Source organism: Streptococcus sp. STC1396, from assembly GCF_058933875.1.
Map to the genome: position 1 here is coordinate 105632 of NZ_JBZYCU010000002.1, position 21346 is coordinate 126977.

20 protein-coding genes and 1 pseudogene are annotated in these 21346 nt (G+C 41.1%); 2 read left to right on the forward strand and 19 right to left on the reverse strand.

Annotated features, from left to right (window positions below; genetic code table 11):
* Position 1 precedes the first annotated feature (1 nt).
* From pepF to AC5FEC_RS01385, 10 genes and pseudogenes are all read right to left on the reverse strand, one after another.
* On the reverse strand, positions 2-1804 hold the full coding sequence (gene pepF, locus AC5FEC_RS01340; RefSeq protein WP_493661047.1) for an oligoendopeptidase F: 1803 nt from the start codon (positions 1802-1804) through the stop codon (positions 2-4).
* 156 nt (positions 1805-1960) lie between these two features.
* Positions 1961-2269, reverse strand: a complete 309-nt coding sequence (locus tag AC5FEC_RS01345; protein WP_493661048.1) for a hypothetical protein — start codon at positions 2267-2269, stop codon at positions 1961-1963.
* A 74-nt stretch (positions 2270-2343) separates the two neighbouring features.
* Complete coding sequence (locus AC5FEC_RS01350) at positions 2344-2736, reverse strand: hypothetical protein (protein ID WP_493661049.1); 393 nt, start codon at positions 2734-2736, stop codon at positions 2344-2346.
* On the reverse strand, positions 2715-4352 hold the full coding sequence (locus AC5FEC_RS01355) for an Mbeg1-like protein (protein ID WP_493661050.1): 1638 nt from the start codon (positions 4350-4352) through the stop codon (positions 2715-2717). Before AC5FEC_RS01355 ends, AC5FEC_RS01350 begins: the two co-directional genes overlap by 22 nt.
* Before the next feature lies 1 nt (position 4353).
* A complete protein-coding gene (locus AC5FEC_RS01360) occupies positions 4354-4746 on the reverse strand; it encodes a DUF1310 family protein (RefSeq protein ID WP_493661051.1) in 393 nt (130 codons plus the stop codon).
* A 312-nt stretch (positions 4747-5058) separates the two neighbouring features.
* Positions 5059-5444, reverse strand: a pseudogene (locus tag AC5FEC_RS01365) (DUF1310 family protein).
* Positions 5445-5610: 166 nt separating this feature from the next.
* Positions 5611-6561 (reverse strand): competence protein CoiA, encoded by a 951-nt coding sequence (locus tag AC5FEC_RS01370; protein WP_493661052.1) that lies wholly within the window; start codon positions 6559-6561, stop codon positions 5611-5613.
* Between the two features lie 156 nt (positions 6562-6717).
* Complete coding sequence (locus AC5FEC_RS01375; RefSeq protein WP_493661077.1) at positions 6718-7842, reverse strand: MFS transporter; 1125 nt, start codon at positions 7840-7842, stop codon at positions 6718-6720.
* Positions 7843-8071: 229 nt separating this feature from the next.
* The gene (locus AC5FEC_RS01380; protein ID WP_493661053.1) at positions 8072-9397 is read right to left on the reverse strand and encodes a D-alanyl-D-alanine carboxypeptidase; all 1326 of its coding nucleotides are present in this window, start codon (positions 9395-9397) and stop codon (positions 8072-8074) included.
* Positions 9398-9502: 105 nt separating this feature from the next.
* A complete protein-coding gene (locus tag AC5FEC_RS01385; RefSeq protein ID WP_493661054.1) occupies positions 9503-10210 on the reverse strand; it encodes a glucosamine-6-phosphate deaminase in 708 nt (235 codons plus the stop codon).
* Positions 10211-10529: 319 nt separating this feature from the next.
* Here AC5FEC_RS01385 and queA point away from each other — a divergent pair, with 319 nt between their 5' ends.
* Both queA and AC5FEC_RS01395 read left to right on the forward strand, forming a co-directional pair.
* Entirely contained in the window at positions 10530-11558 is a 1029-nt protein-coding gene (queA, locus tag AC5FEC_RS01390) for a tRNA preQ1(34) S-adenosylmethionine ribosyltransferase-isomerase QueA (protein ID WP_037614489.1), read from the forward strand.
* 14 nt (positions 11559-11572) lie between these two features.
* A complete protein-coding gene (locus AC5FEC_RS01395; RefSeq protein WP_062198752.1) occupies positions 11573-12043 on the forward strand; it encodes an arginine repressor in 471 nt (156 codons plus the stop codon).
* Between the two features lie 144 nt (positions 12044-12187).
* Here AC5FEC_RS01395 and AC5FEC_RS01400 read toward each other — a convergent pair whose 3' ends face one another.
* From AC5FEC_RS01400 to AC5FEC_RS01440, 9 genes are all read right to left on the reverse strand, one after another.
* Positions 12188-13522: a dipeptidase gene (locus AC5FEC_RS01400; RefSeq protein ID WP_493661055.1), complete on the reverse strand. Its 1335-nt coding sequence runs from the start codon at positions 13520-13522 to the stop codon at positions 12188-12190.
* A gap of 21 nt (positions 13523-13543) precedes the next feature.
* Positions 13544-15055, reverse strand: a complete 1512-nt coding sequence (locus tag AC5FEC_RS01405) for a YfcC family protein (RefSeq protein ID WP_493661056.1) — start codon at positions 15053-15055, stop codon at positions 13544-13546.
* A gap of 283 nt (positions 15056-15338) precedes the next feature.
* Positions 15339-16286, reverse strand: coding sequence for a carbamate kinase (arcC, locus tag AC5FEC_RS01410; RefSeq protein ID WP_037614484.1), 948 nt, complete (start codon positions 16284-16286; stop codon positions 15339-15341).
* A 160-nt stretch (positions 16287-16446) separates the two neighbouring features.
* Positions 16447-17463: an ornithine carbamoyltransferase gene (argF, locus tag AC5FEC_RS01415; RefSeq protein WP_062198760.1), complete on the reverse strand. Its 1017-nt coding sequence runs from the start codon at positions 17461-17463 to the stop codon at positions 16447-16449.
* A gap of 57 nt (positions 17464-17520) precedes the next feature.
* A complete protein-coding gene (gene arcA / locus AC5FEC_RS01420; RefSeq protein ID WP_493661057.1) occupies positions 17521-18750 on the reverse strand; it encodes an arginine deiminase in 1230 nt (409 codons plus the stop codon).
* 306 nt (positions 18751-19056) lie between these two features.
* Complete coding sequence (locus tag AC5FEC_RS01425) at positions 19057-19743, reverse strand: Crp/Fnr family transcriptional regulator (RefSeq protein WP_062198765.1); 687 nt, start codon at positions 19741-19743, stop codon at positions 19057-19059.
* Positions 19744-19790: 47 nt separating this feature from the next.
* Positions 19791-20288 (reverse strand): DUF1648 domain-containing protein, encoded by a 498-nt coding sequence (locus tag AC5FEC_RS01430; RefSeq protein ID WP_493661058.1) that lies wholly within the window; start codon positions 20286-20288, stop codon positions 19791-19793.
* Complete coding sequence (locus AC5FEC_RS01435; protein ID WP_002896078.1) at positions 20275-20556, reverse strand: autorepressor SdpR family transcription factor; 282 nt, start codon at positions 20554-20556, stop codon at positions 20275-20277. Before AC5FEC_RS01435 ends, AC5FEC_RS01430 begins: the two co-directional genes overlap by 14 nt.
* Positions 20534-21322, reverse strand: a complete 789-nt coding sequence (locus AC5FEC_RS01440) for a YhfC family intramembrane metalloprotease (RefSeq protein WP_493661059.1) — start codon at positions 21320-21322, stop codon at positions 20534-20536. The genes AC5FEC_RS01435 and AC5FEC_RS01440 overlap by 23 nt, the downstream gene beginning before the upstream one ends.
* Positions 21323-21346 lie beyond the last annotated feature (24 nt).

Sequence of the window (21346 nt, forward strand, 5' to 3'; positions counted from 1 at the left end):
CTTATGCCAGTCCCAACTTTTCTACCAAGGACTCGAATTCGTCTAGACGACGCTCAAAGACAGCAAAAGCAGCATTTAGGTAGTCTTCTTTTTCCATATCCACACCTGCTTTTTTGATGACATTGAGTGGATAGTCAGAGTTCCCAGCTTTCAGATAGTCCAGATACTTGTCCTTGTCTTCCTGACTGCCATGGACAATCTTTTCAGCCAAGGCAGAAGCCGCTGAAAATCCTGTCGAATATTGGAAAACATAGTAATCGTAGTAGAAATGCGGAATCCGAGCCCATTCATACTGAATCTGTGGATTGTCTTCTTTCTTCAGTCCATAGTATTTCTCGTTCAAGTCAGCATAGAGCTCATTGAGAAACTCGCTGGTCAAAACTTGACCTTCTTGGTCAGCCTTGTGGATAGCATGCTCAAACTCTGCGAACTGGGTTTGACGGAAGACCGTACCTCGGAAGCCATCCAAGAAGTGATTAAGGATAGCAAAGCGGGTAGAATCATCTTCTACTTCTTCCAAGAGCTTCTCTGTCAGGATATTTTCATTAGTCGTTGAAGCAATCTCAGCTAGGAAGATAGAGTAGTCTCCGTAAACATAAGGCTGCGTCTCACGTGTATAGCTGGAGTGCATGCTGTGACCAGTCTCGTGCACCAAGGTAAAGAGATTGTCCAGTGTGTCCTGCCAGTTTAGCAACATAAAGGCATTGGTATCGTAAGAACCGCCTGAGTATGCTCCTGAACGCTTGCCTTGATTTTCATGAACATCAATCCAGCGCTCTGAAAAGGCTGTCTTGACTCTGCTCAAATAATCCTCACCCAGAATAGCCAGAACTTCCTCAGACTTAGCCAAGGCTTCCTCATAAGTGAACTTGTAGTCTGTCTCTGACAAAGGTGTGTACATATCATACATCTTCAAATCAGAAATGCCTAAAATCTTCGCTCTTAAGACGATATAACGCTGCAAAAGAGGCAAATGCTTATTAACCGCTGAAACTAGGCTGTCATAGACACTTTCTGGAATGAAGTCAGCTGACAAGGCTGCTTCACGGGCAGATGAAAACTTGCGGACTTTCGCATTGTAGTTGTGAACCTTGACATTGGTCTGCAGAGTTTTGGCATAGGTATGCTGATACTGCTCGTATACGCTGTAGAGAGCCTCGTAAGCTTCCTTACGGACTTCTCGGTTCTTAGACTCAACCAAGGTGATATAGTTACCGTGGCTGAGCTGAACTTCATTTCCATCTTCGTCATGCACCATAGGAAAGACGATATCTGCATTATCCAAGATAGCAAAGGTTTCTCCCGCTGCACCAAAGATTTCCCCAGCACCGGCCAGTAGCTCCTCTTCGCGCTGTGTCAAGATGTGGGCTTTCTTTTTCAAAAGCTTGTCAAAATAATGCTGATAAAGCCGCAAGGCTGGCTGCTCAGCTAGGAAAGTTTGGTATTGTTCTTCTGTAATCGCCATAAATTCGGGCTCATAGAAGGCAAAGCTTTGCCCGAATTCACTGTAAATGGCCATACCCTTGGCCTGATACTCTTGATATTTTGCTACACGAGTATCTTGGTCATTTTTCATGTGAGCATAGGAATAGAGCTTTTCAATACGGCGCATCAAGTCCAATTGGATTTCCGTCGTTGTCAAGAGACTGTCAGCTGAATCCAGTAAATGCCCAGCCAGACTAGCTGCTTTTTTTACTTCTTCAGAAACCTGCGCCAACTCCGCTTCAAAGGCTTCGTCTGTTGGGAAAATTGTGCTTAAATCCCAAGTGTATTTCTCTTCAATTTCATTTCTTTGTTTTGCCATAGAAATTTCCTCCATCTTTTCTATTTTATCACAAAAATCCTGATTTTATGAAACTCAAGCATTAGCATGGTAGACAAATAGATAAACTTCATTTAAAAGAGCTCTCTGTACCCAATTCCTGACCAACCAGGACTCAAATCCAAAAGAGCTCAATTGTTAAATTTCTTTATATTTCTCACTATTTTCTTTTATAACGGTCACAACTTTTTTAGAAAATTGGCCTTTCATAGAGGCATCCAACTGATCTGCAGCTACTGCTACGCTTTCTTGAACTGTCTCTGCGACATCGGTAAAAAGATTATCATATGTGTTCTGCAGCCTGTTCCTTTGAGCCAGCAAGAGCGGAGCTAGGACATTTGTTATAATTTGCTTTTCTATTGCTTTCTTGATTTCTACTAAATCAATCGTTTTGAATGATGAAAAATAAGCTCTTACTGGTTCTGAGCCTGATTCTGTTATAAACATAAACTTTTTCCTTTACTCTAACTCTATTCGATCTTATGCCCGTTATTTTTATTCACTAAAGCATCTGTCGTTATTCATTTAGATTCACGAAGACGGCGATAGTTCTCTTCAATATCCCACTCTAAGCGACATCTCTGTCTTAAGAAGTTTTCTATCAATTCCTCATCTTTCAAATCTAATTTTTTCAACTGGTCATTACTGGCTTCGTCCGCTATTATATCATAGGATTCTATATACTGATTTAGAGCTTGCCATTCAACACTAGTATCCCACTCCTGTTTCCGTAAAATGGCTGTTGCCATTTCATACTCTTCTTGAAGCATATCGGAAAAAGCTCTTTTCTTAGACATAATGATATCTCGCTCCTTCTCAATCTTCAAGCGTTCCCGCTGAAGCTCTGAATAGAGGTCTTCCATCTCTTTTTCTTTTTGGGTGATATCCTGTCTCATTGCTTGATTTGGTTCCATTGATCAAAATCTCCCGCTAATACCTGATCCTTGTCCAATAGTTTCTGAATACCAGCATTAAGCTGCTCTGTTAGAGCTGTAAAGGTCGTTTGAAGCGCCTGAACCTTAGACAAACGACTATCAAAATGCTCTTGCAAAGATAGAACCAGCGACTGATAATCTACCCCTCCAGCTTGATAAGCTGCAACCACCTCATCTGGACTAAGACTGAAGCCCCACGAAACTTTGTGCAACTCATCTGCTAGAATTTCGGCTTCTCCAACAACTTGATCTCTAGCTTGCTGTAAAGTTTCATATCCTAACTTAGCCACATTTACTAGATTTTGTGCAGTTGCTTGCACTTGGACACTGTCCAGATAAATTTTTTCGTTACCGCTAAATCCTCCCTTCGATAAGTACTTTTTCATGTTCTGATAGGGAATCATATTTGCTTTAATAGTATCTTTGATGGTGATTTTTCCTGTCCCATCCATGAGCACAAAGTTTTTATTTTTGTCATAGATATACCCCTTCATCATATGCTGGTCATCAATGCTTTTTCCGGTAGTTTTAATATGACGGACGATACCAGCTGCATTTTCACTACCAGATAAGCTGTAGCCTAGGCTGACAATGTCTTTATGATCGATATGATTGAAGATCTTGTACTTAGCGCTATCCAGTCGTGCCTGCTGTTCCTTGGGCAAGAGAGGATAGATATTAGGGCCATTGTAGATATGGACTGTGCCAATATGGCGCATCTCCTCCTCTGTCAGAGTGGATAGAGCATACTGGATATCCATAGAACCCAAAGAGTGTCCGTAAAGATCAATCTTGGCATTCGGATACTTACGAATGGTTTCCTTAAGATGCTTAGCCGCATCCTTAAACTGAGCAGGAGGAAACTTTTGAGTCAGTTTAAGACCGCCAGCAGCTAGCATAATCGGTGTAGAGGTAACACCTGTCACTACGGCTCCTCCAAATATACCTGCACTATTTGACAGAACATCCTTCCTTAGCTTATTGAAGGGATTTTTATTTAAAGAATTAAGCTCCCTCGTCACAGCCTGACCAACATCTTTATTAAAGAATCCGACCGCATCTCCTATATTATTGCTAGCATCTCGATCTGCTTTATCCAGCACTTCTCGGCTTTTCTGAGTGATGATATTTTGGGAATGGCGATAAACAAAAGGGGTAGCATGTTCCACTGCACCGACAGGACCCAGGCGGTGGGCCGCTGTCACAAAGTCTGTAGGCAGCCAATCCGTAACAGTGTCATGGAGTAGCTTAGGAGTGTGCGTCTTGGTCTGCGATCCCTGCATCATGACCGTCACATCCTGCACCTGAGCACGCTCAGCATCCGAAGCGGAGTAGGGGACAGCTGCACGCAAGCTCCCATTAGAGTCTTCGATTTCAGTTTCGGTTAAACCACTCTCTTTATTCGTTAACACATAGACTTGTTCTTCATTGCCATGTACATTGTCGTAAATTTGGGAGACTGTTCCTAAATAATCTCCCCCTTTTACATCATATTGTTTACCAACATACATACTCCTATACTCATATAAAGCAGTCTCAACATGTTGCTTATCTGTATATTCTCTACCATCAATAGGATTTTTATAATCAGGCATATTACTTTTCTCCTCTAATTAGCTCGTTAAATTCCGGAGACATACCATAGCCACCCGTCTCGTATTCGCCAGTAGTTGAATTTTCTTGAAAAGTCATGTCTAATTCTAAGTTCTTATCATCATTAATTATTAAATAGATATCTAATCCTCCCATCGGATTGAAATCTAGTTTATTCTTTTCAATTTTATACGTTTTAATCTTCCCTTCTGCTGTCAGAGCTTTAGGATCCAGTGCTCTCAACTCATTCTCAATCGCCTTCTTCATCTTTTTACTCTCTGCAATCTGAATCATTTCTTCTTTTTCTGAACGACTGTTTAGCATACTACAACCTCCTAAAAACATAGCTGAACTGAGCGTGATGATACTCAGAAATATTACAAAAATTTTCTTCATGACAGCTCCTTTCGCTTCTCATCTTTGCTAAAGCTGATACCTTAACGAAAATGGGAAACTGGATTTTGATTAATGTTTTATATTAATTATTATACTATTTTTCTAAAGGATATGGAAGCGCAATCATTATTGGAGGTTTGAAAAGATAAAAATTGTGCTTCATTGCCATGTACATTGTCGTAAATTTGGGAGACTGTTCCAACATAGGTTTCGTCACTTAGTTCAACTTCTTGATTAACACGTTTTATCTCATATTCTTATATGGCAATGTTTACTTTCTGCTTATCACTAAATGATTCATCATATGTCATATCATTCTCCCCTCAATTTCTTTGCGAGTTCACCAGAGATTACATAACCTGTATGTTCTAATTTCCCTTCAGATTCTTCCATCAATGTTGTTGTAATTGTTAATTCTGGATCATTGTTGATTATAAGTTCAACGATTAACCCCCCATAGGATTATACTCTAATTCATTTTTGCTAATTGAATATTTTTTTATAATCCCCTCCTCAGTCAATGCTTTAGAATCTTCCTGTCTTAGTAATTCTTCTATTGCTGTCTGTGCTTTCTTCCTCTCCACAATCTGAATCATTTCTTCTTGTTCTGACCGACTGTTTAACATACTACATCCTCCTAAAAGCATAGCCGAACTGAGCGTAATGATACTCAGAAATATTACGAAAATTTTCTTCATGACAGCTCCTTTCGTTTCTCATCTTTGGTAAAGTTGGTTGGACTAGTCAAAATTAGAATTTTGGAATATCTAACTTATTACTTTATTATACAGGATTTTCAAATATTCTTAAATTCAAAGTATAGGCAAAAACTCTCTTCTTCATCAATAGGAAGTGGAATAACATTTAAGAATCTGCTCTCCTCCTCGCATAAAATACCGGTGGATAGATAATTTGAAGCTGCTTATTGTTTTCAACCTGATAATAGCGATTAAAGTGCTGGTAATAAGGAGTCAAATCTCTTGTTATTTGGCAAAAGGAGTTGGCTTGGACAGGCCGAACCTGCGGATAAAAATCCTCTACTGACTTGGTCAGAAGATTGTCTCCTTTTTGATAAAGCTGGGCTTGGAGCTTCATCCATCGAGGCTGCTGGTAATAAAGCTGCTGACGAACATAGCGACAAATCTCGGGATCCTGCTTAGCCAGATAACTCTCTAACTCCTGCTTCTGAAAGGGGCTGCGGAGGACAGATAAAAGGCAGTCTTGACCAAAAGGAAAGGATTTGACCTTGTACTGAGCTCGCCCATGCAAGTCTTCGTGAATGAGATATTTAAGCCGAAGCTCCTGCTTTTTCTCATCCAATTCCCAAAGATGAAAGCCCATATTTTGACTAAAATAAAGAAAGTCCTTTTGCAGTTTCGTCAGCGACTGTTTTAACCATAATTTCTTGCCCAAAAGCCAGAGGACTGGATAGCCATGCTGGCGATAGGACAGCGTCCTTTCTTCTAGTCGTTCCTGACCGAGAGGACTACATTGGATTTCCAGCGCTATGCGGTCGTCTATCAAAAGGTCAGCGATTTGCTTCAACTCAGGCAAAAAGGCCTCCACCTGCACCTCTTGGCTTTGCTTCCCCCAGCTATAAAGTCTAGCTTTCAAGTTCAAATGCTCCACACTTTCATTTTCCGCGTAAAACGAACAATCTTCAAGAGAAATATGCGCAAAATGTGGCCGCATGACCCTTCCTTTTTTGAAGCGGACCGCCCCGGAACAGGCCGGACAAAAGGTTTGTTCGCCTAGGGACGGCTGGTTTTCCATCGCATTCAGCAAAATCCCCTCTTCATTTTTCGCAAGCAACATGAGCATTTCCCTTTCAAAACAATGTCTTTTATATCTTTATTCGTAATTAAAAACCAAAGTGAGAACTTGTGAAATAGAACAAAGAAACCACTTCCTACTTTCTTGCTAATTTCCCCAAAGAAAAACGAGCTGAAAAGTTTCCAGACTCGTTTTTTCTTATCCAAATAAATTCTGATTCTTCTTTTCAGGAACTTTCAAGAAGAGGGCAAACAAGAGCACTAAGCCGATAATGGCTGTCAACATAAGATTCATCCTGTCATAGCCAAAGTGATCCAAGATGGAGCCTGACATATTCTGGATAAAAATCGTGCCTAAATTCCGCCCTGTCTGGAGCAGCGCAAAGGCTGTCACCAAATATTTTTCATACACCAAATTTGCAACAATGCGCAAACTAAGCATAGTCAGTAGCATGCCAAAAGCATGCTTGGAAAGCAAGGTAACTGCTATTTTCGAACCTAAGCCAAAATTCACAGCATAAACCGCATACTGGAGGAGCATCATACCTAAACAAATATAGAGCAACTTTTTGACAGATATCTTATCCATGAAAAGGTAGGAATAAAAGATTAAAGGCGCCTCGCATAGTACAGAGACAGCTACGACCGTAGTTGCCCAGTCAACACTCAAACCACTGGATTCTAGCATGGACGGAATATAAGTGTGACCTGTATTGCCCACACCTGAGTAAAGGGCGACAAGAATGAGATAAAAAAGATAAGTTCTGTTTTTAAGAATGGCTGAAAAGAACGAATGGTCTCTTTTTTCAATTTTTTTAGTCAACCTATCCCGCTTAGGATTCATACCAAGAACCCCTATAATACTCAGCAGCATAGTTCCAATAAAAACCAAATAAATGGCCTGGGGAGAAATATTTTTATAAATCAAACCTGCCAGCTGAGAACCAAAGGCATAACCGATTGTCCCCCAAATTCGAATTTTTCCGTATTTATAAGGGCTCTGGGTCGCCAATACATCCATCACTGTGCTGACTCCGTTAATGAGCATCAAGACAAAACTGTACCAGATGGTCAAAAGCCAGAGATTATCAGCCTGCATGAAAAAGATGGCTCCTAAAATAATCAACCCAAAGCTGACAAGCGAAACCCTCTTTATTCCAAATGTATCATTCAACATTCCCATGATTGGCTGAGCCAGCATGGAAGAAAAGAAGGAAGCTGATACGACAATGGATACTTGACTCGCCATGTACCCCTTATCCAGCATATAAACCGAAATCAAGGTCGAAAACAACGAAAATGAAAGAAAATAAAAATTGTACATCAAAAAATAGACAAAATAGCTATTCTGAAATTTTTTTAAAGTGGTCAAGGGAGACTCCTAAAATATATAAAGAAAACTCAGTGATTTGATATACTCTCCATTTAGTTTCTAGTAAATTTTTAGTTTTTTACTATCCACTATAAAGGGAGTCTACCAATTTATTTCAACTGAGTTTTATTTGATTTCTTTACAGATGAAAATTATTTATCTGTATCTATCTCGTCTAGTTTTAGCCTGCGCTCTTCTTTTTTTTGCGTTTAGAGTTTTCGGCAAACAAAATAAGAATGAGTACTCCGACAGGCAACAGGATAAGCAAGCGATTATTAATCAGAAGATTATACCATGCTTTTTTGGTATTTTTCCCTGTAGCCACTTCTTTCACAGATTGTGCGATAGATCGTTCTACTCGCTCCACTTTCATACCATCTGAGATTAGCGTAGAGAGCGTTGTCAAGTCATTTTCAGCTTTTAAGACACCATTTTCAACTTTTACTTTTGGTTCAGTGCCTTTTTTGACCGTCACATAAAAATCTTCTGGTAGATTGTATGTCTCCCCATCAATTTCCTGCTCTCCTTTAGAAAATACCTTCTTGTATTCATAGTCAGCGTAGGCTTTTTCGATTAAGGCATTGCCAAATGGATGACGGTAATATTCGCCGTCTTGGTCAGACCAGTCGCCAACCCCCATAATGACACCAATCACCCGCTGGTCTCCACGTTTGACCGTCGCAATATAATTGAAGGCACCATTCGGACTTGAGCCTGTCTTTAAGCCATCTACTCCCTCCAAAGCGTAGCGAGCACCCGGCAAAGAGTAATTATAGGTATCGAACGTTTCTTCATATGGCGTGCCAGCTTTTACCGTCACTTTAGCCTGATTAGTATAGTTTAAAATATCAGGATAATTTTTTACAAAATTGTAAACCAGAATCCCCAAATCACGCGCAGTCGTCTGATTGCTAGCATAATTGTCATAATTCTGAGGAGTATAGTAGCCCTTGAAAGAAATTGCTGCTGCTCCACTGGCATTGAACCATTTGGTGTTGGTCATGCCCAATTCCTGAGCCTTGGCATTCATTTTGTCCAAAAAAGCATCTGGATCGTTATTTGATAAATAATTCGCCAACATGACAGTCGTTGCATTAGATGATGGCACAACCGTCATGGTAATCAGCTCCGAAACAGTGTAGTCCACACCTGCAACAATTTTATTATTGGAAATTTCATAAATACCAGCGATGGCTTGGTCTTGTGGTGTCGCTTTGATTACCGTGTCCAAACTGAGTTTTCCTTCTTTTATCGCCTCAAAAACCAAGTACAAAGTCATGACTTTACTCATGCTGGCTGGGTCACGGACCTCATCAATATTGTCCTGCCACAGCACATCTCCTGTATTACCATCAATCATCAAAGACGATTTGGGGCGATTAATCGCTTGTACGTGATCATTTGGATACATTTTCTGCGCTCTGTCCACTAATTCATCTGCACTAGCAGCAAGTGGCGACAAAACAGCTGATAAAATCAATCCAAGTACAAAAAACTTCTTCTTCACATTTATCCTCCAAAAAAATCATTCCTTATTAGTATAACATATTTTCTACAAGGTTTTTGATAAATATAAAAAATCCTATCTAAAAATTAGATAGGAAATAGAAAATCAGGCATCTAACAAACTCAGAGCTTCTTTATCTGCAATAATGACCACATCTTCATGTCGTTGAAGGGCACTAGCTGGCAAAGATTCTGTCACCTCACCTTGTACCGTTCCCGCAATTGCTTGAGCCTTAGAAGCACCATAGGCAAAGAGGATAATGGATTTAGCATCTAAGATATTACGAATTCCCATTGAGAAAGCTTGGGTCGGTACGTCCTCAATCTTATCAAAGAAGCGGGCATTAGCCTCGATGGTTGATTGCTCCAAATCAACGATATGGACGGTGCTGTCGAAACTAGTTCCAGGCTCATTAAATCCAATATGACCGTTGATTCCAATTCCCAAAATCTGCAAATCTACCGGATGATCAGCCAAGACTTGGTTGTAGCGCTCTACTTCTGCTTCCGCATCTTCTGCCACACCATTCGGCAGAAAGCTTTCTTTGAAAGGTTTTTTATGAAACAGCTGCTCATTCATAAAGTAACGGTAAGACTGAGGATTATCTTCTGAAAGTCCCACGTACTCATCCAAGTTTACACTGGTCAGCTCTGAAAAGTCCAAGTCGCTGGCAACGATTTGCTTGTAAAACTCAATTGGACTGCTTCCTGTTGCCAATCCCAGAGTTTTAGCTCCCTGAGCTAACTTCTCTTTCAAAAGTGCCAAAGCTACTTTTGCGCCTTCCACTTGATTTTCAACACGAATAACTTTCATCCTATCTCTCCTGTTTATCTTATTTGATTTCTTTTCTTTATTATATGGTATAGACCAATTTTTGTCAAGTATAATCTGCTTAATTTTTCAAATTTTCCTTGAAGGATTTATTAACAAATCGTGGTATAATAAGAGAATGCTGTTACCAATGATTATTATATTTTTGCTAGGAATTACACTTTTTATCATCGGTCTTTTCTTAAAAAAACATCGAAGCTGGCAGATAGGGTTTTTATGCTTGGGAAGTTTCTTAATTAGTATTCCCTTTTTACTAGCCGCTTACTACATTTGGATGATGATAACTGCTTAAGGAGATAGAATGAATACTGCTGATTTTGATTTTCACTTGCCGGAAGAATTAATTGCTCAAACCCCTTTGGAGAAGCGAGACTCCTCTCGCTTGCTCATCGTAGATCGGAAAACTGGCCAGTTTAGTGACCAACATTTTGACAACATTATTGACCAACTTGAGCCAGGCGATGCCTTGGTTATGAATAACACCCGTGTCCTACCAGCTCGCCTTTATGGAACCAAGCCTGAAACCGGCGGTCATGTAGAGCTCCTGCTCCTTAAAAATACCCAAGGAGACTTCTGGGAAGTCCTAGCCAAGCCTGCCAAGCGTCTAAGAGTCGGAGCGCATGTTTCTTTCGGTGATGGCCGTTTGACTGCCACCGTTACAGAAGAGCTGGAGCACGGTGGACGGATTGTTCGCTTTGACTATCAGGGGATTTTCCTAGAGGTACTAGAAAGTTTGGGTGAAATGCCCCTGCCTCCTTATATCCATGAGAAGCTAGAGGACCGTGAACGCTACCAGACAGTCTATGCCAAAGAAAACGGCTCCGCTGCCGCTCCAACCGCTGGCCTCCATTTCACAGAGGAATTGCTGGATAAAATTGGTGCAAAAGGCATTAAACTCGTCTACTTGACCCTGCATGTCGGACTTGGAACCTTTCGTCCCGTATCAGTTGATAACTTGGACGAGCATGAAATGCATTCCGAATTTTATACCCTATCTGAAGAAGCAGCCGAGACCCTGCGTCAAGTCAAGGCAAGCGGCCACCGTGTCGTTGCCGTAGGTACCACTTCTATCCGCACTTTAGAAACAATTGGCAGTAAATTCGATGGCCAAATCCAAGCTGACTCCGGCTGGACCAATATCTTTATCAAACCAGGCTATCAGTGGAAGATTGTCGATGCTTTTTCGACTAACTTTCACTTGCCAAAATCAACTCTCGTCATGCTGGTATCGGCTTTTGCTGGACGCCAACTGACACTGCAAGCCTATGAGCATGCTATCGCTGAGTACTACCGCTTCTTCAGCTTTGGCGACGCTATGTTTATCAAATAAATACAGGTGAATCTATGAATAAAATCGAAAGTAGACATCGTCTCATCCGCTCCCTCATCATGGAAAAAAGAGTCCATACCCAGCAGGAACTCCAAGAACTACTAGAAGCAAATGGAGTGTTTGTCACCCAGTCTACCCTTTCTCGTGATATGAAAACTCTAAATCTAGTCAAGGTGACCGAAAACGACAGATCTTACTATGTCATTAACAGCATCGCCCCTTCTCGTTGGGAAAAAAGGCTGCGCTTCTATATGGAAGATGCCCTGGTCATGCTCCGCCCCGTTCAGCATCAAGTCGTCATGAAAACCTTGCCCGGACTAGCCCAATCTTTTGGTGCCATTTTAGATGCTCTGGAGTTACCCCAGATTGTTGCTACAGTCTGTGGAGACGATGTGTGCTTGATTATCTGTGAAGATAACCAATCCGCTATCGAATGCTTTGATAAACTCAAAGAATTTGCGCCCCCATTTTTCTTTAGTAAATGATATATTGTAAAACATAGTGCAACAAAAAAGAGTTGGAAAATCCAACTCTCTTTTGTTTCTATCAATATCTTTTAAGGATTATTTTAAAAACTTCAATAGCTTCACCTTAGAAAAAATAGCAACAACGAATATATCCCAGCAATTTTACTCTCCGGCCAAGCGGTAAATGGTCTCAGCATAGATATCCATTGCACGATAGAGATCATCCAAAGAAGCTCGTTCATTGGCTTGATGCTCCGTCTGCTCAGCCCCTGGGAATAGAGCGCCGAAGGCCACACAGTTTGGCATGGTCCGAGCAAAGGTAGCCCCACCAGAGGACATAGCTGGACTGGTATCGCCAGTCTTTTCTTGATAGATGGCCATCAAGGTACTGACCAGTTCGCTGTCTTTAGGTACGTAAAGCGGAGCCAAATAGTCAAATTCTTCATAGTCAAGCTGGTAGCGCCCAGCAATCTCAGCTAGTTTTGCCACTAACTGATCTTTATCCGCCAAAACAGGAATCCGAATATCGATACGGATTTCAGATTTTTCTGAGTTCAGAGTCAGACCTGCAATATTAAAGGAGAGTCTGCCAGACGGTTCATCCGAAACGTCGCCAAATAAACGGCTGCCAGTTGCATCTTCTCCCACCGCTTCTGCAATAAAGGCCAGGGCAGGATGAGCTTGTAAGGGCTGCAAAACTGTCGCCAGCCGAACAATAGCATTGACACCTTCAGCTGCATCCTTGGCATGCTTAGGCAGGCCAAGGACAGTGACTTGATGATCTGTTCGCTCATAGTCAAAAGAAGCTACTTGCAAACCTGCCACGACCTGTTCCAAAAGCTCTCCTTGGTAGCTAGCCTTGCCAGGCACAACATTAAAGGCTGCTCCTGCTTCTAGGTCTAGCTTATCTGAGCCAGGACCATGCAGCTTGACTTGCAAGAGGCCTTTTTCAGCATAGGTCAAAGGGAAAGAAGAATCCGGTGCAAAACCCATGGCAGCTTGCTCCTCTAACTCATTGTACCGACCCATACAGCGCCAAAGTGTCTCCTCATCTGTACCAAAGATAAAACGAACCCGCTTTTTAAATTCAACTCCGCTATCTAGCAGAGCCTTGACTGCATAAAGAGCAGCCATTGATGGTCCCTTATCATCTTGGACACCACGTCCGAAGATCCAGCCGTCTTTGATAGTTGCCTCAAATGGCGGTGTCTGCCAATCTGCCTCATCACCTGATGGAACAACATCCAAATGACAGAGAACGGCCAGAAGCTCTGCTCCCTGACCGATTTCTGCATATCCGTAATAACCTTTAGGGTCAAGATAGGTAGTGAAACCTAAGCCTCGACAAATCTCTAAAGTTTTTTCTAGGACATCTTGGATAGCTTGTCCAAAAGGTGTTCCATTTTCTCCTTCATTGAGTACTGAAGGATAGGAAATCAAGGTTTTTATTGATGTAAGAAATTCATCTTTCACTTGATTTGTTATATATGTTTTCATGGAATCACCTCACTCACTATTTTATAGGAATGGAAGGAAAGTTCCAAGGAGAAGAAGGGCGATGGTCACTACAATGATAGCGACAACGAGTTTGCCCATGAATTTCCACCAAGTACCAAGGTTAATACGTCCAAGTGCAAGAGCTCCCATCACAATACCAGATGTTGGTGCAATCAAGTTCAGGACACCTGAAGCAGATTGGTAAGCAGTGATAATCAAGCTAGGACGTACATTGACAAATTCACCAAGTGGTGCCATGATACCCATAGTTGCGCTGGCAAGACCAGATGAAGATGGGATCAAGAATGACATAGGCAGATAGAAGATATAAGTCAAAACGATAAAGACTTGTGAAGACAGACCACTTAGGCCTTCTTTACCCCAGTTGAGGATAGTGTCGGTAATCATACCATCGTTCATGATAACTTGGATACCACGGGCAATCGCTACGATCAAGGCAACACTGAGCAAGTCAGCAGCACCATTCATGAAGGCAGAGATAATCTTGTCTTCTTTAAGACCATAAACAACACCGATCAGGATACCCATGAAGGCAAAGAGCATTGCTCCTTCTGGGAAGTACCAAGTACCCAAAGCAGCTGTAGATGAACCAACGATTTGGCCAAGAACTGGCAGACCAGTCAACCAAGTGTTGAAGTTATCGAAAATAGTTACCTTCAAGTCTGTCCATGGAATGAAGCTCAATACCATCAGAACAAATGTTAAAACAAATAAGAAGAGAACTGATTTTTGTTTGCTGCTAAGTGTTGATGCTACTGATGAAGAATCTTCTACATTAAAGTGTTTCAAATCTTCTTCGCGAGTGCTGTAAACCAGCGACTTAGTCGGATCTTTTTGAATCTTGTCCGCGTAGCTATAAACAAACCAAGTGCTCAGAGCAGTCAAGACAACCCAGAAGATCAAGCGAAGAGCGATACCATCTCCCGTACCAACTCCAGCAGTTGCTGAAGCAATACCTGTTGCAAATGGGTTCAAAGTAGAAGCCAAACATCCAATTTGGGAACCGAGCAAGATAATCGCTACACCAGTCAGACTATCAAAACCAACAGCCATCATAACTGGAACCAAAAGCGGATAGAAGGCCATGGTTTCTTCACCCATACCATAAGTTGTACCACCTAGGGCAAACAAAGGCATGAGAACCAAAATCAACATTTTTTCGCGGCCCTTGTACTTCTTCACGATAGAGGCAATCCCTACGTCAAGAGCACCCGTTTCATTAACAACGCCAAGGAAACCACCAACCATCAGGATGAAGAAGGCTACATCAATCGCTGCGCTGGTTTCTTTAATCAGCGAGCCTTCCTCTGGATGAGTACCTAGCATAGCCCGAATCGGTGCCATGAGGACATCCCAAATCCCTTGTGGATTTTGAGGCTGAGCTTTGTAAACACCATCTACAAAAGCACCCGCAGGGATAATCCATGTCATCACTGCCATAATAGCAATGATTATCAACAAGACGGTATAAGATGAAGGCATCTTAAAACCTTTTTTTGTTTTTTCACTCATTGTTTTTTCCTCCTAATATTATAACAAAGTGTAAAAAACTGACTACTTTCTTGAATTTTCATTCAAGAAAACGCTTTCTATTTAAATTTATTTTACCATATTAACATTTAAAAAGCTAGTATTTTTGTGAAAAGCTATTAAATATTTTCAGGAAAAGCTTTCTTAAATTTGAATAAAAGGAAGACAATGTAACCGCCAAATATGCTTTTCCTGAAAACTTTATTAAAAGAAAACAGAAAATAAATATAAATGATTTTCTAAAGTATGTATAAATTAATTATGACTAACCTTTTTCAATAATTGTTCCGCTTTCAGACTCAATCAAAGCACCAAGATTTTCAAGGGAAGTGATAACTGCTTTTCCTTCTGGACGGTCATTGACAAAGGCAATCGCTGCTTCCACTTTTGGAAGCATGCTGCCTGGTGCAAATTGTTCTTGCTTGATATACTCTTCCAGTTGAGCAACTGTTACATGTTCCAATTTTTCTTGATTTGGTTTATTGTAATTGACAAAGACATAATCCACACCAGTCAAGACGATGAAGAGGTCTGCTTCGACCAATTCAGCCAAGCGCTGAGAAGCGAAATCCTTATCAATAACAGCTTCAACACCAGCCAGATGACCATTATCTTCTTTGATAACTGGAATACCGCCGCCGCCAGCTGCTACCACAACTTGACCAGCGTTCAAGAGAGTACGGATAGTTTCAATTTCTTTGATGTCAACAGGTTTTGGTGAAGCAACAACTTTGCGCCAGCCACGGCCAGCATCTTCTTTGAAAGTCGCTCCGCTCTTTTCAGCTTCTGCTTTTGCTTCTTCCTCAGAATAGAAAGGACCTATTGGTTTGCTGAGGTTGACAAAGGCTGGATCGTTCTTATCCACCACTACTTGCGTCACAACAGAAGCGACATTCTTTTCGATTCCTTCATCCAAGAGAGCATTTTGCAAAGCATTTTGCAGCCAAAAGCCAATGCTGCCTTCTGTCATAGCCACAAGAGAGTCGAGTGGGAAGGCAGGATTCTTTTCAGAGTCAGCTGCCAAGTGTTGCAGCAGCAAGTTTCCTACTTGCGGACCATTTCCATGGGTGATGATCAAATCATCCCCATTTTTGATTAGTTTTACAAGATGCTTGGCTGTTTCAACCAAAGCTTCTTGTTGAGCCTTTGCTGATGGATCAGATGAAAGGATGGCATTTCCTCCCAAGGCTACAACGATTTTACGATTTGCCATTTAATTCTCCTTTATTGCGCTCGAACGAATGCGCTTCTATTTTTTATATTTTCAAATTCTCAACAAGGAAATAAACATTCCTTATCATATAAAAGAGGGCAGGACTAAAGCTATTAGTCGCAGCCCTCATAGCTGTTGGTAGACGGTTTCTTATATAAAATTATACTTTTGGAATGTAGAGGTTTCCAAGAGTTGCAGCCATAACCGCTTTGATCGTGTGCATACGGTTTTCTGCTTGGTCGAAGTGACGAGCGTATTTGCTGCGGAAGACTTCGTCTGTTACTTCCATTTCTTCTACGCCAAATTTTTCAGCGACATCTTTACCGTAAACAGTATTTGTATCGTGGAATGCTGGCAAGCAGTGCAAGAAGATTAAGTCTTCATTTTCAGCTTTTTTCACCAAGTCCATGTTAACTTGGTAAGGTTTCAAAAGTGCAACGCGTTCTGCGAATTTGTCTTCTTCACCCATAGATACCCAAACGTCTGTGTAAAGAACATCTGCACCTTTAACAGCTTCGTCTGCATCTTCAGTGATGAGGATGTGTGCGCCACTTTCTTTAGCAAATCCTTCTGCCAACTCAACGATTTCTTTTTCTGGGAAGAGTTCTTGTGGTGAGAAGATGTGAACATTAACACCAAGGATAGCACCTGTTACGAGCAAGCTGTTAGCAACGTTGTTACGTCCATCACCACAGTAAACCAATGTCAAGCCTTCCAAGCGGCCAAAGTTTTCTTGAACAGTCAAGTAGTCCGCCAACATTTGAGTTGGGTGCCATTCGTCAGTCAAACCATTCCATACTGGAACACCTGAGAATTCTGCCAATTCTTCTACCATGCGTTGGCTGAAGCCGCGGAATTCAATCCCGTCAAACATACGTCCTAATACTTTAGCAGTATCTTCAGTAGATTCTTTTTTACCTAACTGAATATCGTTTGCTCCAAGGTATTCTGGATGCGCGCCAAGGTCGATAGCTGCTGTCGTAAAGGCTGCACGAGTACGAGTAGAAGTTTTTTCAAACAAGAGAGCAATATTTTTACCAGCAAGGTAACGGTGCTCAATGTTGCGTTTTTTCAAATCTTTCAAGTGAGCTGAAAGACCAATCAGGTATTCTAACTCTGCACGAGTAAAGTCTTTTTCTGCCAAGAAGCTGCGTCCTTGGAATACTGAATTTGTCATTCTATTATTTCCTCTTTCTAGTTATTAGATTTTCTATTGACGAATGCCGAGCACGGATTAAACTTCTTCACGTTCAAATGGCATAGACATACAACGAGGTCCACCACGGCCCCGAACCAATTCACTTCCGCGAATCTTAATCAAGCGAAGCCCGTATTCTTCCAAAATCTTGTTGGTTACGGTATTGCGGTCATAAACCACTACCACACCAGGAGCGATAGTCAAGGTGTTAGATCCGTCATTCCATTGTTCACGCGCAGCTGCTACGATATTGCCACCACCGCAACGAATCAAATGAACTTTTTCTACGCCAAGGTTTTGAGCAAGAAGTTCAGCCAAGTCACCTTTTTCTTCAACGATCTTGAGTTTTTCATTTTCATAAGTAACTGAGTAAACGCGAAGGTCGCCTTCGATTTCTGGGTGAATCGTGAACTTGTCATAGTCTACCATAGTGAAGACAGTATCCAAGTGCATGAATTTACGGTTGTTAGCAAATTCGAAAGCCAAAACTTTCTTGAAGCCAACATTCTTCTTGAAGATGTTCACCAAAAGTTTTTCGATAGAAGCTGCGTCTGTACGTTGAGAAATACCAACTGCCAGTACATCTTTAGAAAGAACTAACTCATCTCCACCTTCGATACGAGTATCTTCTTCACGGTTGTAAACCAACTCAACCTTACCACCGTATTCTGGATGGTGTTTGAAGATGTATTTACCGTAAAGAGTTTCACGGTTACGAGTATCTGCAAACATGTGGTTAAGAGACACTGCATTACCGATTGTTGCAAATGGGTCACGAGTAAAGTACAAGTTTGGCATTGGATCAATCGCAAATGGATAATCTGATTCCACCAAGTCAGTCAGACCTTTAGCTTCTTCAGGAATTTCTGGCAATTCAACTTTTTGAACCCCAGCCATTGTTTTTTCAACCAATTCTTGGTTATCCTTGATACCATGAAGCAATTCACGGATAGCCTTCTTAGTTTCACGACCACGAATATTTGCTTCTTCCAGATATTCTTCGATGAACTGATCACGAATTTCTGGAGAAGTCAGTGACTCAGCAGCCAACTTTTCAAGATAAAGAACTTCCACTCCTTCATCACGAAGTGCTTGAGCAAAAGCGTCGTGTTCTTTTTGAGCATCTTCCAAGAAAGGAATATCATCAAAAAGAAGACGTTCTAGATAGTCCGGCAGCAAGTTTTCCAACTCTTTGCCTGGACGGTGCAACATAACTTTTTTCAGTTTCCCAATTTCTGAGAAAACATGAATTGGATGTGTAGACATCAACTGTCCTCCTTCTTCATTGAGGTTTGGTTTCCCAATCCCTTTTATGTCTCTTATTCTACCACTGTTTGAAAAGGCTTACATCAAAAATCTTACATTGTAAATGCCAAATCCTTTGTGTTTTTTATAAAACATTTTCATATTTATCTTTTTTTAAGCGTTTTCTTTGCATATTGTAGCTATTATATTATTTTTAAGAATATATATTTTTTTACAAAAAAATAATGTGCGCTTAATATGAGGATATCATCAGAAAAATGGCTAAAATGTAGCAAAATGTTTGAAAAAAGCTAATCAAATGACTGATTAGCTTCCTTCAAAATATTTCATAAAATATTCTTTCTTTTTAAAAGTGAGTTTCTTATGCTCATAATCAATCTGGCCTTCTTCCCTCAATTTTTTTAGAACCTGATTGACTGTTTCGCGTGTTGTAGCTCCCAGCTTGGCTAATTCTTTCATACTGATTGGAAAAGGCAGACTGTCTCCCTCCCTGCATAAATCCATGCATAAAATGGAGAGAGATTGGATAACACGATCGGTGGCACTGGCTGATACAACATTTCTCAAGCGGAGCTCCTGAAATTCTAAAATCTGCGATAACCGCTTGGTGATAAATAGCAACTGTTCTACACTCCTCTTTGAATAATTCTCAAACAAGTCCATGGGAATGCTGAAATACTCCACATTAGTGACCGCACTGGCAGTATAATGATACCGCTCATCAAAAAACATGCCCCCATAAGGAAAAATACTGTCCTTTTTAATATAGTCCATGTAGGAAAATGTATCCGTTGAATCATATTGCTCGATACGAACATAACCCTGATGCAAAAGGAAAAGCCGCTCCCGACGATCCCCTGAAAAAAAGATAATCTGCCCTTTGGGAATCTTGCGAAATTGAATCTCAACAGCTATTTTGTCGAAAAGCTCCACAGGTAAATTAGCAAAAGCTGGATGTTGTTTAATAATTTGATAATGTTCCTTGTTGATCATAATAAACCTTTTTGTTTGATACTATTACGATTATAGCATAAATCCGCTTACAGGCAGAAAACAGCCATTATAAAAATAAGAAAGCCTAGCAAAACTAAAAGATGTGCCCACTTTCTATTCATGGGTTTTCTATCCGCCTGGACTTTTTTCGGCAGATAATTTCCCATAATTATAAAAACCACACCAACGATTACAGTTGCTATTTTACGGATATCAAAGTCCTCGTCTAAGCCCCCATAGATAGTCGCCATATAGAGTAAGACAAAGCTAAAGGGAAAGACCCAGCGAATAAGGTGTTTAAATGTGGGATTTAAGATATCTTTAGCAACAGTAGACCAATAAATCATAACTTCTAGCAGCATCATGACAATTGGAAAAGCAGAGATTATCAGGAACTTAGGTAAAAAGCTATCACCTTCCCCAAATAAATCAAAGTGAATCGCTAGGCTATCTGGTAATTCTTGATAGTTCCAGATGGCATAGAAAACTGGCAGGAGCATGAGTCCAAGCGCCCAGCCTAATTCTTGAAAACTATTTTTTTTCATTTTCGTTTCCTCCTCCAAGAGATTGAAACCAGACAAGAATTTCTTCAAAAACAGTGACATCTAAGCTGTAGTATATAAAGTTCTTCTGTTTTTCCTCTATGAGCAGACCAGCTTTCTTTAGCTGAGAGAGGTGGTAGGATACCGTCGCAGGGGTTAGCTCAAAAGCTTGAGCAATTTCCCCAGCAGACTTCGGACCATGCTTGAGCATTTCCAGAATCCCCCTCCGAACTGGATCAGCTAGGGCTTTAAGCGTTTGACTGATCCCCATAATTAGACCTTTCTTTCAGGTAAACTTTCAAGATTTTCTTGGTCAGAAAGACTAGTGCCACTACTTCTACTAAGAGAAGAGCCTCAACAGCCAGTGGCGGAAGAAAGCCTACCTGAGCCAGAGCAGGCGCTAAGTCAATCAGGGCGTGAAGTCCCAGAGCGGCTAAAAAATACACTGGCGCCTTCTCCTTAACCGCCTTCCAAACCCAGAAGGTCAGCAGAATTTGGATGAGAATAGCCAAGATCCGTTCAAGAGCCAAAAGATAGATACTGCCAGCGCTCATGGAACGGACATTGTCAATAATTGCTTGAGGAATTTGAGCCAGCGTCTGAGCATTCCCCTGAGTTACTACTTGAGCTATAACCCAAAAGTTTAAGAGACTGACAATACCAACAAACAAAGCCTCAATACCACCATGACCCAAGCCATAGGCCACACCATCCCTAAAGGTCAGTGGGCGCTTCTTCTGCAGCCAGTAAAAGATGACCCAGCGGGCTGTTTCTTCCAAAATAGCTGCCGCAGCAATACCATAAAGAACATATAGCCAAGGATTTTCCGTCTGCAAAGCGATAGTTCCATCAGCCTGAGGCTGTAAAACGATACGGTGCAAAATATTTTCCAGAACCTGACTAGACAGATAAAAGCCGACTCCCCCTAAAAGAACAACCAATAGAGAAATGTGCTTGGTCTTTTTAAAATAAACCAAAGGAACAAGGACTGCCCCTAAAATCAGCAGCATAGCAATCAAGATATGAATGGAAATCATCGTTTTTTCTCCTGAACTGTTTAG